Below are 16,784 nucleotides of genomic sequence, written 5' to 3'. Positions count from 1 at the left end.
TGAGCGTCTCGTGGGCTCGGAGATGTGTATAAGAGACAGATATAAATGTACGTAAAGAGAAGGCGAATTCTCTTTAAAATAGAGGTGCTTTGATGAAATCGAAGAAAAATGAAAAAGATTTGATGGTAAGCAGGAAAGAGCTTTCTTTACCGATGAAAACTGCATTGCCGCAGGCTTTGGCTGAGCGGATCGAGCTTTATCCAGAAAATAAGCGGCGTCCGGTCAATAAGACTGTTTTTAAAAATAATTATTTTCAATTGACTTACAATACGAGAAATCATTCGATGGCGATCTCCTCAAAAGGCGATCTTGTTTATTCGGCGATTCCTTACGATACCGCTCGGAACTATATTCAGCGAGCCGCAATTCAGTACTTGCTTCATCCAGAAGAGATCCGACGCTATATCGAGTTACATCAGACGACCGTTGAGAAATATTTAACGTTAAGTATTTTTCAAGTAACAGGCAATCGGGTCGATGAACATTCATTTGAGGTGAAGCAGGCTTATAATGCGATCATGCAAAATCCGTTATTGGAAATTCAAGTTGTCGGACGTCTGATGCAGCATGATGAAACGGGTCCGTTGTCAGCCAACCTTGCCGGCAAATTTTTGTTTAGTGAGAATGTTAAAACTGGGATTGCCGGATATCTTTCTGAATATTTGAACTTTGTTGTTCAGCTTGCGAATTCATTACCACTGATGATCGATGGAAAGGAAGTCCAGTTGTTAGAATCAGTGGGACAGGACCAGCAGCTAATCGAACAAGGTCTAACGATTCATTCAGATATTGATTCTGCTTTATCCTTATTGCCGCAAGAAGTGAAGTCGGGGATCGAAAATGCCCTGGTTGCTGCTGACTCTGCAATTGTAAATACCCAACCGTTATTACGCTCGGAATACGGTGAAGAGCTGTCGCGGCTGCGAGAAAATTATATCGCTCACAGCGTTCATCCAGACGAAGCAGAAAAATATTTCAAAAATGTTCATTCTGCTGAAAATCGCAATTTGATCAATGTAGTTTCTGATATTCATGCAAAAGATGGGAAATTACCATTCCTTAATCGCCATTTTAATATTTTAGCGGGGGATGTCTCAGATTCGCATGTTCGCGATGAAGAAATCGCAGGCGTTTATGTCATTGGCGGGCACGAGTTAGTCGATATTTTGCCAGAAACAACCGACCGAACAGACGAGCAGTGGGATAAATGGCGTCCATTTTTCAACTATGAATGGTTCAAGGAATTACTGCAAGATCCAGATGAGGCTTGGTATTTATTGCCAACGGGAGATCATCCGTTTTATGAGGTAGTTAAAACAGAGATTGCTGCTCGTTTTCCTAAAATGAATTTGCTGAATAATGGCAGCCTGATTCATGAAGGCATTCGTTATATTGGGCTTACGATTCCAGTTGCATTAGTAAAACGGAAAAAGGCGCAGCAGCAATTTATTTTGAAATCGTTAGAAAAACTATTAGGCGAGGATACGGAGATCCCTACTGTGATTGTTTCTCATGCACCATTGTTCAATGAATTGAGTTTGTTGCCAGAGACAAGCGAGGCCTATAACAAAGACTATATTTGTGAAGAACCGAAAATAAAAAAGCTGTTTGAAAAATATACGATCATCGGGGCGATCCATGGGCATCACCACATACCGGCCTCCTCAAGACGATTCAAAAAAACAGAATTTGCTGGAAAACGATTATTTGTGGTTTGTTCGATTTATTCGAAGGTTAATACCGGATTTGAATTGATGAGTTTGTTGCAAGAAGTGAAATAGAATTTTAGAAAATCTGTGTCCTTTAATGAAGGATACGGATTTTTTTAGTAAATAAGCTAGTTTTTTCAAAAAGGCTTTTTAATTGACAACCTATCTAAAAGACCTATAATTAGCAAGTCAATATATCTAAAAGACTTATGCAGTTTTGTCGGAGGGGAGGACATCATGTATGATTTATTGCTTTTAGGTTCATTGATCAGTGGGGATAAAACCGGTTATAAGCTGCAAAAAATCGTTGGGTCGGCTTTGCAGCCGATGCGTAAGGTTTCCAGCGGTGTGCTGTATCCTTCATTAGAAAGGTTAGAAAAAGAGGGACTTGTCACTTCAATGATGCATGAAGAAGGGCGCAAGATGAAGTTGTGGCATATTACCACAAAAGGCGTTGATCGTTTTATTGAATTAATGAAAGAAAAAATACCTTCGGATGCGAAGCGCAACGACATGATTCATTTCAAATTGCGTTCGTTAGACAGCATCACCCTTGCTGAACAATTGGACATTTTAGAGGAATTTCGGTTGTTTATCGAAAAGGATTTGGAATTTTATCAAAAGGCGCAGGAGGATATGATGGAGCATCAGGCGCGTTTTCCAGAAAATGCGGAACGTTTTCGTATTTTGGGCGAGGCGTATGAGCTGGATATCCAAATCGCTAAAACAAAATTAAGCTGGAACAAGAAACAAATCGCTGATCGGAAATAACTGGTTGCGATCAGCAGATTGATAGTTATAGATAGTAGGAGTGCGAATAGTTTATGGAAAATTCTTTAAAAAAATGGTTCTCATTAGTTGCGATGTCTTTAGGCGTTTTCATGGGATTGTTGGACGTTACAGTAGTAAACGTAGCGTTGCCGACTATGCAAAAGGCTTTTAATGAACCTTTTACTCAATTGCAATGGGTTTTGAATGCTTATACGTTAGTTTTTGCGGTCACATTGTTGATCGTATCAAAAATGGGTGACATGTATGGACGCAAGAAAGTCTTCTTGGCCAGCTTGATCTTATTTGTAATTGCTTCTGTGGTGAACGGTTTTGCGCCTTCATTATTAATTTTGGATATTGGCCGCGGCATTCAAGCTATTGGCGGTGCAGGGATGATGTCTTTATCAATGGCATTGGTCGCATCGAACTTTGATGGCAAACAGCGCGGGCTAGCCTTGGGTATTTTAGGTTCAGTGATTGGTTTATCTTCTGCTTCAGGTCCATTAGTCGGCGGTCTGTTAGTGGATGCTTTTGGTTGGGAATCGATCTTTTTTATCAATTTACCAATCGGTATTATTGCCGTTTTAATGACGATTCGTTTTGTCAATGAAACGCCAAGTTATGGGAAAGATCAGAAAATCGATTTTATCGGGATGGCTTTATCCGCCGCTGCATTATTCAGCGCGATTTATGGCTTGATTCAAAAAGAAACCCAGATTAATTTGGCATGGACAGATCCAAAGGTTGGCGGCTGGTTAGTTTTAGCTGTTGTATTTTTAGCCTTGTTTATCTTCGTTGAAGCGAAAGTTGAAAATCCAATGATGAATTTAAAGATGTTCAAGAATATCAATTTTATCGGGTCCGTTTTAGTCGCGTTTGCATTAGGTTCAGGAATCTATGCCTTCAATACCTATTTAACCGTATTGATGCAAAACTATATCGGCTGGTCAGCCTTTGATACGGGGATTCGTCAATTGGCTTTATCTGTCTGGTCGCTGATTTTAGGTCCGGTCGTAGGAATTCTTGGGAATAAATTCTCGAAAAAATGGATGATCGTAGCCGGCTTATTAGTCAGCGGGGCTGGTTTTATCTTCTTGATCGGTCAATTATCTCCGACGATGGGCTACGCGCAATTATGGCCAACGCTTGTTATGATCGGAATTGCCAATGGAATCGTGAATCCAGTATTGAACTCGGCCGGATTGGAAGGTGTCGCACCTGAAGAGATGGGGATGGCATCAGGTCTATTGAATGTTTTTCGGCAATTTGGAACAAGTTTTGGCGTTGTGATTTTAGGATTAGTCGAAGCAAATCGTTATGCGGATGTGGTAAACCAACATGCGGCCTCAATGCATTTGCCTGAAAAATTAACCAACGGCTTGATTACAGCGGGACCATTTTCCGGTCATCAAATCGCATTTTCTGATGCGTTAAGCAAGGCGCCGTTTGCGCACGAGCTGCAAAAGGTTGTCGTTAATGCCTTCGACAAAGGTTTGATCCAAATCTGTTATGTTGCTGGAGCAATTGTTGTCGTTGGTGCGATCGGCGCAGCGATCTTTATGCGTGAAAGCAAAGAGGTAATAGAATAAATTTCAGCTGATTTATCGACTGCCGTGTCTGATCTTGTTCTTATTAAAAAATGAAAAAAGCCGAGGGCACAGATACTTTCGTAAAAGAGAAAGTAATCTGTGCCCTCGGTTTTATTTTATGAAAACAGCTGCATCAAGAAGCCTGAGATGATTAGGACGATCGCGCCGCCTAAACGGTTGCCCATCTGAGCAAAAGCAATCAATTCCATTCTGTTAGCGGCAGATAATACAGCAACATTTCCCGTTCCGCCCATTGAGTTATTACATAATCCAGCGGTAATGGTTGATTCGATTGGATATAGACCGAAAAGACGGCCGACGAATCCAGAAACAAGTGAGATGACAACCACACTTGTTAAGCATAAAACAACGAATTGCCAGGTTAAAGCAGAGGCTAAAACATTCAAGTTCAATAAAGCAATACCAATACCGGCAAGAACAGCGGCAGTTAGGTTTTTAACGATCAAATTATTGAACATGATCGCTGCATCTTCATAGTATTCAGGCAGGATATTCGTAATTTTACAAATAACTACGATGATGATCATGAAGGCATACGCATGAATCTTTGGAACGAAGAAGTTGCAGATTTGACCTAAAATGAAGAAGGTCAAGGCTACCATCAAGCCAACACCAAGCTGAGCAATATCTGGTTTTACTTCACGAGGTTTGCCATCGCCAAGATCGCCTTTTTCCATCAATTTCCCGTTACCGTTCAATTTAGGCAATGATTGACCAGCACGAGATACTAGAGCAGCGCCAATAATTGCTAAAACATTGGTCATCGCTGTTGCAGGAATTAAGCGGGAGATAATCGATGAGGCATCTGTCCCTAAAACATGCGCGTAAATGGTTGATAGCGGAACAGCTCCGGCACCAACACCGCCAGCCATAGCCGGTAATGAGATGTATAACACCGAGTTAGCAAAACCGTTACCGATCAGCATCCCCACAAGTCCAACAGCAAAGAAAGAAACTACCATAGAAATAAGAGCAACAGGAATAAAGCGAACAGAGGCCTTCATCAATAATTTACGGTTCATTCCTAAGATACTACCTGTGATCAAGGCAGCGATATAAAAATCTAAGAAGCCCATGTTGGTGACAAAATTTTCGGTTGATTTAACAAGTGCATCAGGCAAGATGCCAAAAGTCGCAATCGCAGCAGAGGCAAAGATCGCAAAGACAGATCCGCCGCCTAGGTAGCTTTTGACGATTGGAATTTTGTTGCCGATAAAATGGAATAAGTTCCCGAAAATAACTAGGATCGCGATTGGTCCGATCATATTTGTTGGCAATTTGCCTAAAGCCATCGCCACGATCAACACAACGACCATGATCAAATAGATTGGCAAGCTAACGCCGGAAATTTTTGTTGACCAAAAACCGGTCTTTTTTTCTTCAACTGGCAGCGCAGTTGTTGTTTCTTTTTGTGCCATTTTAAAAAGATCCTTTCTTTAATAAAGCGATGATTGAAGCAAAGAGGGAGTAGATGATAATCTACTTCCGCAAATAAGAGAGTTGTTTTTATTTAATCAACCAGTCATTGAGAGAGGGATGAATGGTTAAGCGTTAGTCTTTGTATTCAGGCAGCCATTTTGCAGCTTCAACAGCGGCTTTGACATCAGTGATTTCTTCACGGTTCAGTTTTTGATCGACAACTGATTTTGCGACAGTTTCAGCGATAATTTGAGAGAACTCAGTGATTTTTGCTACTGGAGGCAGGATGGATGCACCTGGTTTTGTCACGTCGACGATTCCGCCTAGCGCACGGCTCGCTTGAGAAATAATTTCATCATTTACGCGAGTTGAAGTTGAAGCAATCAAACCTAAACCTAGCCCAGGGTACATTAACGCATTGTTGGCTTGGCCGATTTGATAAGTTATACCTTGGTATTCAACGTCGTCGGCAGGAATTCCTGTTCCGATCAATGCTTTGCCATCTGTCCATTCGATCAAATCCTTTGCTGTTGCTTCAGCTAGTTTTGTTGGATTTGATAAAGGCATAATAATTGGACGAGCTGTGTGTGCAGCCATGTCTTTAATGATTGCTTCACTGAAAGCACCTGGTTGAGTAGACGTTCCGATCATAATTGTCGGATGGATTTCTTTTACCACAGCTTCTAAGTTTGTTAGTTCAGCGCTGTTAGTGAATTCAGCACGTTTTCTGGCAAATGGAATTTGTCCAGGAGTTAAACCTTCTGTGTCTTCAAACAATAACCCTTGTTTGTCGACTTGATAGAAGTGTTTGCGGGCTTCTTCTTCAGGAGTTCCTTGACGAACCATTTCTTTTAATAGGATATTAGCGATACCAACACCCGCAGTTCCAGCACCAAAGGTTAAAATCGTTTGGTCTTTTAATGCTTCTCCTGAAATATTTAATCCACCTAGAACACCGGCAAGTACGACGATCCCAGTTCCTTGGATGTCATCATTGAAGGTCGTGATCTTGTCTTGGTATTTTTCTAAAATGTTTGCGGCATTGCCACGTCCGAAGTCTTCCCAGTGTAATAATAGTTCAGGGAAAAGCTCTGTAGCAGCTTCAACAAATTGATCGATAAAGTCATAGTAAGTGTCACCTTCGACACGGGCATGACGGTTACCTAAGTAAAGCGGGTTGTTTAATAATTCTTCGTTTTTTGTACCAGCATCGATCGATACAGGTAATACTTGTGCAGGGTTGATACCAGCAGCGGCAGTGTAAACCATTAATTTACCGATGGCGATATCGACACCGTTGACACCCCAGTCGCCCATTCCTAAAATACCTTCTGCGTCAGTAACAACGATCAAACGAATGTCGCGACCATCCGCAGCGTTTTTCAAGCTGTCTTTGATGCTTGCTGGATCATCGATTGATAGAAAAGCAGCATCTTGCGGTTCAACAAAAATTTCATTGTATTGTTCGATCGAATCCGCAACTACTGGATCATAAACGATTGGCATGAATTCAACGAGGTGTTGCCCCATTAATTTGTAGAACAATGTCCGGTTGGTGTTGAACACGTTCATTAAGAAAATCCGTTTTTCTAAATCAGATGGTTTGCTTAGATATTGACCATAAGCTTGAACAGATTGTTGTTCCAGTGTTTGAACAGTGCTGGGAAGCATTCCTGTGATGCCGTATTTTGCACGTTCTTCTTTTGTAAAAGCAGTCCCTTTGTTTAAAAAGGGATTATTCAATAGGTTTAAACCAGTAAGCATAAATAAATCCTCCTAAATTTTGATTGCTAGCGAAGTATAAAAGGAGGAAAGGTTTATAGTCAAAACCTTGGGTAACGATAAATTTTATTTATATGAGTGATTTTAAAGAGAGCGAGAAATTCTTTTGTGATCGTCCAATTTTTTAATTTCAACCTTCCTTATAGTTTCCTTATATTTGTTTTCCATACTAAGGATAGAACGAGGGGGAATGAATGATGAAAGAAATGATTATTACCACTAAAAACTTGACAAAAACCTATCATAAGCAAAAGGCTGTGAATAATTTGTCTTTGGAAATTCCTAAAAATGAAGTGTATGGTCTTTTAGGCGCTAATGGTGCTGGGAAATCAACGACATTGAAGATGATCGCAGGTCTTATTAAGCCTTCAGAAGGAGAGATTATTTATAAAGGTCAGCCTTGGCAGCGCAAAGATTTAGCTGAGATTGGTGCTTTGATTGAAAGTCCGCCGCTTTATGGAAATTTGACCGCGCAGGAGAATTTGCTCGTGCGGACGACTGTTTTAGGTTTAGCGGAATCACGAATAGAAGAGGTTTTAGCGTTGGTTGGTTTACGGAACACAGGTAAGAAAAAGGCGCGTCAATTTTCAATGGGGATGAAGCAGCGCTTAGGTCTTGCTTTAGCGCTATTGAATCAGCCTAAATTATTGATTTTGGATGAACCAACGAATGGCTTGGACCCTCTAGGTATTCAAGCTTTGCGAGAATTGATCCGGTCGTTGCCTGCACAAGGAATATCGGTTATTCTTTCCAGTCATATATTATCGGAAGTAGAAAATACGGTGGACACGATTGGTATCATCGCTAATGGGCAACTTGGCTATCAAGGGGAGCTGCCGGAAAATAGTGCCGCACTGGAAAAACTCTTTATGGACGTTGCAAGAGAGAAACAACTAGGGGAGGATGCGCATTATGGGTAGAATTATTCAGGCAGAATTGCTGAAGGGCAAGCGCAGTTTTGGAAGAAAAGGCATTGTTCTCTTTCCGCTTTTGGTCAGTTTGATGGCGATTTTTTTGATGGGCGGGCAATTCACACAGATCGGGGCTTATAACTGGTGGTATATGCTGCTGCTGCCGATGGTGGTTGGCTTGATTTGTAATAATCTGATTGATTCAGATAAGCGGCTATCTTTTTTCAATGTTAATGTTTTGCCGATTTCGCCAGTCAAAATTTGGCAGGGGAAAATTTTGACAGGAGTGCTTTATTTAGTTTTCGGGAATGGGTTGGTTTTTGGGCTCACCACGCTTTCTGGACTAATATTTTCTGCACAATATCCGATTTGGCGAGGGATCGCAGCTGGGATTATCTTAACAGTGACTTGGGCATGGCAAATACCTTTAGGCTTGTTTCTGGCTGATCGGTTTCATTCGGTCGTTACCTTTTTAAGTATTATTTTTTTGAATTTCTTCTGCTCAAGTCAAACAATTGCTGGCGGTGATCTGTGGTATCTGCCATTTGCCATCGCGCCAAGATTGATGGCTCCGATTATTGGCGTCAATCCGAATGGTGTTCCGCTAGAAGCGGGGAGTCCGTTATATGATACGAATGTTATTGTGCCGGGAGTGATTTTCACGATTATCCTATTTATCGGGAGTTATTATTTAACGACCAAGTGGTTTAGCAGTGGAGGATATTATCATGAAGCAGCTTAGACGTACTTTGCAGGCTGACATTTTGAAGGGGAGCAGGAGCTCATTCTTTTTATTGCATTTAATCATTCCAGCGCTGGGGATAAGTATTTTTCTAGGCTATCAGCTATTAACGAAGTATCCAGCAAACAGGCTAACAATCAATTTCTTTCAAGTGCTGACATTAATCTATCCGATAATTGCGGCATGGCTGACTACGATTATTTCTGATCAGGAAATTGAAGCAGGCAGCGGCTTCTTTCTATTGAATGCCCCGTCAAAACCGATTGCTCTGACGGCAAAAATTTTATTGTTGATATTGCCTGGTCTATTTTCCTGCTTATTTGTTGGAATAGGCTATCATTTGATTCTTTCTCAATTTTTCTCAGATTATTCGTTGCCCGCTTCGCTGATTTTTTTACTTGTGGGAGTAGTTTGGTGTTGTTCGCTTTTTCAGTATCTTTTTCATTTATGGTTAGGTCTTTGTTTTGGCCGGAATGTTAATTTTTCGATTGCGACAGTCGAGCTTTTACTCTGTGCTTTACTGCTGACAGGACTTGGTGAGACGATTTGGTTTTTCTTTCCTTGTTCTTGGGGGATTCGTTTGGTTCCCTTGATAACGCGTTATTTCACAACGAATAGCACCACCGCGTTAATGAGTATTCAGTTTGGAGGAGCGGCGCTGATCCTTTTATCCTTACTAATGCTCCTCTTTCTTTTTCTTTGGTTTTATCAATGGGAAGGGTGCAAAAATGACTTTTGACGAGCTTGTTGTTTAAACGTTTAAGACGTATGATGGGAAAAGTGAGGTGAGCAGATGGCGACGATTTTCGCAATTGATGATGATGAAAAAATCTTAGCATTTATCAAAACAGCTTTGCTGCGTGAAGGACATCAGGTAGAAACCTTTACGAGTACAAAAGCAGTAACTGCTGAAAAAGCTAAGTTCGCTGATTTGATTTTATTAGACGTGATGATGCCGGAAGAGGACGGATTTGAATACTGTCAAAGAATGCGCAATTTAGTTGATTGTCCGATACTTTTTGTTACGGCCAAAACCGGGGAGAGTGCGTTGATTCATGGGCTGGGCATTGGCGGCGATGATTATATTCGCAAACCCTTTTCTGTTTCGGAGCTGCGGGCACGGGTTTCGGCCCATTTGCGGCGAGAGTCGCGAGGACATACACATGTTTTGCGAATCGGAAATTTTTCTTTGGATCTGGCAGGAAAGAAACTATTTCATGATTCAGCCGAAATTTTCTTAACAAAGTCCGAATATCTTATTTGTGCGCATTTATTGGAAGCGGCAGGTCAAGTATTTTCCAAGGCGCAATTATATGAAGCAGTTTTCGGCTATGCTGGGAGTTCTGATGACAGTGTGATCGTTGAACATATCAAAAATATTCGAGCAAAATTAAAAGATTATCAGGAAGATCCGATCGAGACGGTCTGGGGGATTGGTTATCGATGGCGAAAATAAAAACAATCGGCTTAACAAGGTATGTGACCCATATTTTATTGTTGGCTTTTTCGGGAGTTTTAGCCATTCTATTATTGATGCTGCTAGTATTTCAACTTTTGATCTCTACAGAAAAAATTGCTCCGGCAAATGCGGGAGAAGTAGAGGCACGAAACGAAATGGCACAGCTTAAAGAGCGCCTGTCATTTCCAGATAAGCTGAAACCTAATTATTATGACTATATCTATTTTGCTAAAAATGGCGATGTAAAAAACACTTCACTATCAGAAGAATCACTGGAGGATGCAGTCAAGCGCTATAAAAATAAAAATGACTCCTATCCGACAGGCACTTTTCTCTCTTTTTCAGATGGAAGCTATGTATTATTTTTATGGCAATACAAAGCACAGTTTACTAATGCACGATTGAGAGCTATTTTTCCAAATTTTGAAGTTCTTTTTATAATTGGAACAGCATTTGTGCTAATACTCTTTTTCGTACTATACGTCAGAAGGGCCAGCAAACAAATAAAAGCCAAATTGATTTTGGTTGAACAGGCCAGCCAGCAGATCACACAAAAGAATCTTGATTCAGCAATCAACGCCGCCACAGGCATCATAGAATTTGATCATGTCCTGCAATCAATGGAAGAAATGAGAGGGGCATTGAAGGAATCGCTAGTCCAGCAGTGGGAAACCCAGCAGCAGCGTAAAAAAGAGATCGCTGCCTTAACTCATGATATCAATACACCTTTGACGGTAATCAATGGAAATGCAGAGCTTTTACTTGAAGAGGAGTTAGATGCTGAGCAGAGACAACTAATTCAGCACATTCATGATTCAGGAATGAAGACGAAAAAATATCTTCATCTGTTGCAGCAAATTTCGAATTTCGATGTTGTTCAAGAGGAGAAGGTACCGGTTGCTATCGAAGCTATCATGGATGATTTGAGTAAGATACTGCTTCCTTTAGCAAAGCAAAAAGGGATCGAGTTAGATATTCAGCACAAGCATGATCTAACTACAATTATGGTTGCCCCAGTCCTGCTGACACGAGCGCTAGTAAATATCGGGAATAACGCAATTTCTTACACGGCATCAGGAAGTGTAAAAGTTACTATTGAAAAGCAAAAACAAAAATTAGCGTTCATTTTTGAAGACACTGGTCCTGGATTTTCACCGGAAGCGTTGAATCATGCTAAGGAAATGTTTTGGCAACAGGATCAGAGTCGAACAATCAATAATAATTATGGTATTGGCCTATCAATAGTGGAGCAGGTAGCCAATTATCATCAGGGACAGTTAAAGTTAGAGAATACAGCGGTTGGCGGTAAGGTAACGTTAACTCTTACAATTAATGACTAAACAAAAAAGCCTATTTCAAAAAAATAGGCTTTTTTTGCGTATTTAATTACCTTTCATATCAAGAAAAGAATAGTCTCGCACATCAAAACGGTTGCGGCTGCGAGAATATTCAATCGGGTCGCCGTTTTGCTGATAAGCGATTTGGCGAATCTCCAAAACAGGATCATCAACGGCACAGTCAAGATATTTTTGATCATATTCAGAACTTTTGTCCGCGCGAATTGTTCGGTAAGCGCCAGTGATCTTAATGCCCAGTTCTTTTTTTATATACTGGTAAATCGAGGATTCAATAATCTCTTTTTTCAGGTTTGGCACAGCCTGAATCGGCATATATGTATGCTCTAGGATAAAGGGCTGATCATCTAAAATTCGCAAACGAATGATTTTATAGACAGGCTCCTCTTCCGAAATGTGCAGTTTTTCTTGAATAGAAACATCTGGAAACTCAACGTTGAACTCGATGACCTGACTTTCTAGTTTTCGATTGGCTTTTTCCATTTCTGCACTTAGACCTTCGTAGTAGGAAAGAAAAGATGTATCCTTCGTTAAAAAAGGGTGGTGCAAAACAGTCGTTCCAACGCCTTTTTTCGAAGCCAGCAGCCCTTCTAAGGTCAAGATTTCTAATGCTTTTTGGATAGTCATGCGGCTAACTGAAAATTCTTTGACTAATTCGATTTGCTTCGGAAGCAGAGAACCCGCTGGATAAGTCTCACTTTTGATCCGATTTCGTAGCGTATTTGCGATTTCTTCGTATTTTGGCAACATCATCACCTCAATATGATTATAGCTAAGTTTAAATGTCTATACAATGAATAAAAAAAGTTAAGACAAACTTTTTTGGATTTGTCTTAACTATTCAGAGGTATTATTCGATATCGAAATTTGGCTGGCGATCAAGTATCCGTAAGAATGGATACCAGATACAGCCGACGATAATGAAATCGAGTACCTGCAACGCGCCACCTAACCAAGAATTCGTTGCCAAAATACCACTAGCCACGATCGGCACGGTCCATGGAACGGAAACACCAGTTGGAGGCGGCACGATACCGGCAGCCATGACTAAATAATTAATTGTTGTAACAACTAAAGGCGCCAATACCCATGGAATCAAAATAGTCGCATTCAAAACGATCGGTAATCCGAAAATAGCTGGTTCATTCACATTAAAAATTCCAGGAGCCAAAGCCAAACGACCAACATCGCGGTATTGTTTTTTCTTTAGGACAAATGCCATCAGAATCACAACGGCTAGAGTCATACCAGAACCGCCCAAGCCAACAGTGAAGGTTTCCATAAATGGTTTAGAAATAATGTGGGGCAATGGATTGCCAGCCTTATAAGCTTCCAAGTTGTCTAACATCAAGGTATTCCAAATCGGGTCCATTACAGAATTGACAATGATCTGTCCGTGAAGACCAAAGAACCATAAAAATTGGACTAAGAAAAGAGCTAATAAAGTAGCAGGTAAACTGCTGCCAAGACCAGTCAAAGGTTTTTGAATGACCTCATAGATCACATCGTGGAGATTCGCATGGAAGACACCAGTCATAATTGCATTTACGATTAAGAAAACAGTCAATGTCAGGACTGCTGGAATCAAGGCCGCAAAAGATTTTGTGACTGCCGGCGGAACACCGTCGGGCATTTTGATCTGCCAGCCTCGCTTAGTCACACGGCAATAAATTTCTGCTGCAAGAAATGCAGCGATCATTCCAATAAACATTCCTTTTGCACCAAGTCGATCTAATGATAAGATACCGCTGATTTTTTCTCCGTTTTCCAACGTCATTGCAAAAGGCGTTAGGATCAAGAAACTCGCAAAGGAGACCGCACCGCCAAAAATACCTTCTACTTCATAAGATTCTGATAAATAATAGCCGATCCCGAATGTAACGAAGACAGACATGATGCTCATCGTAGCATTTTGTCCGTTACCAAAAAGGTCACCTAAGATCCCTTTGGTGGCATCATTGAAAAAAGGTAGATTATTAATCACGACAACGATTGATCCAAACATCGTAAGTGGAAATGACAACATAAAGGCATCTCTAAGTACAGTCAAGTAGCGATTTTGCCCTAACTTATTTGCTAGCGGCATGATTTTTTCCGCTAGTTTATCCATAAACCCATTCATTTTCTTCACCTCTAGATTTTTTTGTAATCGATTACAGCTATAATTTAGCATGATTTTCCCTGTATGTCTAGTCATAGTTTAAAATAGATGTGTATAAGAGACAGGTTTTTTAGAATATGTTTCAGGTTGAGCGATCATCGTAACCCTCCATAATTTTACCTTAAGTATAGCAGATCAATCATATCTTAAAAGAAAAAATCGAGGGGAAATTGGTCGGAAGTGTGTTTTTTATTTGAGCGAACAATCATATAGAAACGTTTAATTAATAGAAATTTGCAAATGTTCTTTTATAAGAAAACCATTGTAAACGTTTTTTCTGTGTAGTGCCATCTATTTAAATTGGTACCAACAAATATAGAAAGAGGTGCATGAATATAAAGGTGGAAGAATATAGGGATTTTTGTTTCAGCATGATGCATATTTCTAAATTTTAAGAAAAAGAGGTGTAGAAAATGAATAAGTTTAATTTGTTTTTGGAGAAGAAGCTTTTGCCGATCGCATCAAAGTTGGGCGCGAATCGGGTATTGATCGCCATTCGGAATGGGATCACATTGAGTATGCCATTGATTATTATCGGTTCATTATTTTTGATCATCGGAAATTTTCCGATTGATGCGTGGATCGAATGGCTAGGGAACACCGGTATTATTGATTATTTGAACAAAGGGACAAATGGCAGCTTTGGAATTATGGGATTGGTTGCGAGTTTTGGGATCGCGCAGAGTTTAGCCAGTCAGCATGATGTTGATGGAACCTCTGCTGGTGTAATTGCCCTGTCGTCTTTTTTGGTAGCGACACCGAATATTTTTTCTGGTGGAGAGGCGCCTGTGGAAGGGATTCCTGTTGCATATATGGGCAGTCGGGGATTGTTCGTAGCAATCGTTTTAGGAATTATCACTGCGTTGATCTTCGCTTGGTTTATCAATCATAATATTCAGATCACACTTCCGGATTCTGTGCCGCCAGCAGTCTCAAAAAGCTTTAGTGCATTAATTCCTGGTGCAGCTATCATTACTCTTTGGTTAGTCATCTTTGCATTATTAGATGCAACTGGGATCGGAAATATTCATGATCTGCTGTTGAAGATTTTTGGCGGTCCGTTAGGGTTGCTAGGAGCAACGATTGGCGGGACGGTCATTTCGATTTTCTTAAACAGTGCTTTTTGGTTTACTGGGATTCATGGCGGGAACGTTGTAAATAGTATTATTTCACCTATTTGGCTAATGAATACTGATGCCAATCGGTTAATTTATCAAGCGGATCGGACAGCAGAATTGCCGCACATCATTACTCAGCCATTTATTGATAATTTTGTCTATATGGGCGGTGGCGGTGCCACGATCGGGTTGGTGATTGTTATTACGATTATTGCTCTCAAGAAAAAATCGAGTCAATTAACCAAAACAATGGCTCCATTGACATTGACTCCTGGTATATTTAATATTAATGAACCAGCTATGTATGGGCTTCCAGTAGTATTGAACATTAGTCTGATTATTCCGTTTATTTTAGCGCCAATGGTCAATGCACTGGTCACCTACTTTACTATGTCTTCCGGGTTAGTCGCAAGAACGGTCGGAATCGCTGTTCCTTGGACGATGCCGCCGGTTATCAGCGGTTTTCTTGCAACGGGCGGTCATATGAGCGGCGCTATATTGCAGGTAGTGTTGATAATTTTGGATATTTTGATTTATTATCCCTTCTATCAAACCGTTGAGCGTCAAAATGTATTAGCTGAAAGCGGAACATCAAATAACTAGAAAATGTGAGGAATCTAAAAAATGGTAAAACGATTAATTAGCGCGAATGCATCAGATTTATTAGCAATGTCAGCAGCAGAATTAAAGCAAAGTATTAAAGCAAGTGAAGGAAGAACGATCGTCTCTGAAAATGTAGCTGTAAGAGAGTCGTTGGTAGGAGATATCACCAATGCAGAAGTAGCACGGGCCTTTGGTGCAGATTTGATTTTGCTAAATGGTGTGGATGTCTTGAATTTGAAAATCGAAGGATTGGAATTATCCGCTGGTGAAACAGAAGAAGAGCTGATCCATAAATTAAGAAAGCTGGTGGGACGTCCGATCGGTGTGAACTTAGAGCCGGTGGATCAGGATGCGAAAATGGCAGAGAATAAACTAACGATTCCTTTAGGTCGTCAAGCCAATGAAGAAACACTGAAACAAGCCGAGAAGCTAGGCTTTGACTATATTTGTTTAACTGGAAACCCAGGAACTGGTGTGACCAATAAGCAGATCAATCAGGCAATCAAACGGGCGAAGGAACATTATAACGGATTGGTGATTGCAGGGAAAATGCATGGAGCCGGTGTTGATGAACCAGTAGCAGATTTCCAAGCGATTCAATCTTTTGTTGAAAGTGGGGCGGATATCATCTTGGTTCCTGCTGTGGGAACGGTGCCTGGCTTTGACAGCGATGATTTAAAAGCCGCTGTGAAGGCTGTTCATCAAGCGGGAGCACTTGTTATGACAGCTATTGGAACCAGTCAAGAAAGTGCCGATGAAGAAACGGTGCGACAAATCGCGATCCAAAACAAAATCTGCGGTGTGGACATCCAGCACATAGGAGATGCAGGCTATTCAGGTATTGCGCCTGTCGAAAATATCCTTGCTATGAGTAAGGCGCTTCGTGGTGCGCGACACACGATTTCAATGATGGCTCGTTCAATCAACCGCTAGACATTAAAAAATCCTGTTCAAAGTAAACTGGTAGTAAAAATGCTTTTCTGTCATAATAGTAAAGACAATGTGTCAGAATGAATGAAAAGGGCTACTATTTAGCAGAGGTGTTTTTATATGGCGAAGTATCATGAGATTTCTACTGAATTGATCAAAGAAATAGTCGACGGAAAATATAGTGGGCAAGGCAAATTGCCAACAGAGAAAGAAT

The 16,784-nt window shown here is 40.7% G+C and carries 14 protein-coding genes; 10 read left to right on the top strand and 4 right to left on the bottom strand.

What is annotated here, in order from left to right; translation table 11 throughout:
• Nucleotides 1–92: 92 nt before the first annotated feature.
• From A5875_RS19785 to A5875_RS19775, 3 genes are all read left to right on the top strand, one after another.
• A complete protein-coding gene (locus A5875_RS19785) occupies nucleotides 93–1,781 on the top strand; it encodes a metallophosphoesterase family protein (protein ID WP_088935285.1) in 1,689 nt (562 codons plus the stop codon).
• Nucleotides 1,782–1,946: 165 nt separating this feature from the next.
• Complete coding sequence (locus tag A5875_RS19780) at nucleotides 1,947–2,480, top strand: PadR family transcriptional regulator (protein WP_088935284.1); 534 nt, start codon at nucleotides 1,947–1,949, stop codon at nucleotides 2,478–2,480.
• Between the two features lie 53 nt (nucleotides 2,481–2,533).
• Nucleotides 2,534–4,069 carry an MFS transporter gene (locus tag A5875_RS19775; RefSeq protein WP_088935283.1) on the top strand — a complete coding sequence of 512 codons (1,536 nt, stop codon included), beginning with the start codon at nucleotides 2,534–2,536 and terminating at the stop codon, nucleotides 4,067–4,069.
• A gap of 116 nt (nucleotides 4,070–4,185) precedes the next feature.
• Here A5875_RS19775 and A5875_RS19770 read toward each other — a convergent pair whose 3' ends face one another.
• Nucleotides 4,186–5,508, bottom strand: a complete 1,323-nt coding sequence (locus A5875_RS19770) for a 2-hydroxycarboxylate transporter family protein (protein ID WP_088935282.1) — start codon at nucleotides 5,506–5,508, stop codon at nucleotides 4,186–4,188.
• A gap of 133 nt (nucleotides 5,509–5,641) precedes the next feature.
• Nucleotides 5,642–7,273 carry a malolactic enzyme gene (locus A5875_RS19765; protein ID WP_088935281.1) on the bottom strand — a complete coding sequence of 544 codons (1,632 nt, stop codon included), beginning with the start codon at nucleotides 7,271–7,273 and terminating at the stop codon, nucleotides 5,642–5,644.
• A gap of 215 nt (nucleotides 7,274–7,488) precedes the next feature.
• Between A5875_RS19765 and A5875_RS19760 the strand changes: the two genes are divergently transcribed.
• The 5 genes from A5875_RS19760 to A5875_RS19740 are packed head-to-tail and all read left to right on the top strand — an operon-like array spanning nucleotide 7,489 to nucleotide 11,743.
• The gene (locus A5875_RS19760) at nucleotides 7,489–8,211 is read left to right on the top strand and encodes a lantibiotic protection ABC transporter ATP-binding protein (protein ID WP_088935280.1); all 723 of its coding nucleotides are present in this window, start codon (nucleotides 7,489–7,491) and stop codon (nucleotides 8,209–8,211) included.
• Nucleotides 8,204–8,944, top strand: coding sequence for a lantibiotic immunity ABC transporter MutE/EpiE family permease subunit (locus A5875_RS19755; RefSeq protein ID WP_088935279.1), 741 nt, complete (start codon nucleotides 8,204–8,206; stop codon nucleotides 8,942–8,944). The genes A5875_RS19760 and A5875_RS19755 overlap by 8 nt, the downstream gene beginning before the upstream one ends.
• Nucleotides 8,931–9,683 (top strand): lantibiotic immunity ABC transporter MutG family permease subunit, encoded by a 753-nt coding sequence (locus tag A5875_RS19750; RefSeq protein WP_088935278.1) that lies wholly within the window; start codon nucleotides 8,931–8,933, stop codon nucleotides 9,681–9,683. The genes A5875_RS19755 and A5875_RS19750 overlap by 14 nt, the downstream gene beginning before the upstream one ends.
• Nucleotides 9,684–9,737: 54 nt before the next feature.
• Nucleotides 9,738–10,400 (top strand): response regulator transcription factor, encoded by a 663-nt coding sequence (locus tag A5875_RS19745; RefSeq protein WP_088935277.1) that lies wholly within the window; start codon nucleotides 9,738–9,740, stop codon nucleotides 10,398–10,400.
• Nucleotides 10,388–11,743 carry a sensor histidine kinase gene (locus A5875_RS19740; RefSeq protein ID WP_088935276.1) on the top strand — a complete coding sequence of 452 codons (1,356 nt, stop codon included), beginning with the start codon at nucleotides 10,388–10,390 and terminating at the stop codon, nucleotides 11,741–11,743. Before A5875_RS19745 ends, A5875_RS19740 begins: the two co-directional genes overlap by 13 nt.
• Before the next feature lie 42 nt (nucleotides 11,744–11,785).
• Here A5875_RS19740 and A5875_RS19735 read toward each other — a convergent pair whose 3' ends face one another.
• Entirely contained in the window at nucleotides 11,786–12,505 is a 720-nt protein-coding gene (locus A5875_RS19735) for a GntR family transcriptional regulator (RefSeq protein ID WP_088935858.1), read from the bottom strand.
• 103 nt (nucleotides 12,506–12,608) lie between these two features.
• Entirely contained in the window at nucleotides 12,609–13,880 is a 1,272-nt protein-coding gene (gene celB, locus A5875_RS19730) for a PTS cellobiose transporter subunit IIC (RefSeq protein WP_088935275.1), read from the bottom strand.
• A gap of 452 nt (nucleotides 13,881–14,332) precedes the next feature.
• Here celB and A5875_RS19725 point away from each other — a divergent pair, with 452 nt between their 5' ends.
• Together A5875_RS19725 and A5875_RS19720 are read left to right on the top strand one after the other, a co-directional pair.
• Nucleotides 14,333–15,640: a PTS sugar transporter subunit IIC gene (locus A5875_RS19725; RefSeq protein WP_088935272.1), complete on the top strand. Its 1,308-nt coding sequence runs from the start codon at nucleotides 14,333–14,335 to the stop codon at nucleotides 15,638–15,640.
• Nucleotides 15,641–15,661: 21 nt separating this feature from the next.
• On the top strand, nucleotides 15,662–16,573 hold the full coding sequence (locus A5875_RS19720) for a DUF7916 family protein (protein WP_088935271.1): 912 nt from the start codon (nucleotides 15,662–15,664) through the stop codon (nucleotides 16,571–16,573).
• Nucleotides 16,574–16,784 lie beyond the last annotated feature (211 nt).

The sequence above is a fragment of the Enterococcus sp. 3H8_DIV0648 genome (genome assembly GCF_002140655.1).
Lineage (GTDB): Bacteria > Bacillota > Bacilli > Lactobacillales > Enterococcaceae > Enterococcus_A > Enterococcus_A hulanensis.
The sequence above is the reverse complement of the archived record's forward strand: the minus strand, read 5'-3'. Positions and strand labels throughout refer to the sequence as shown.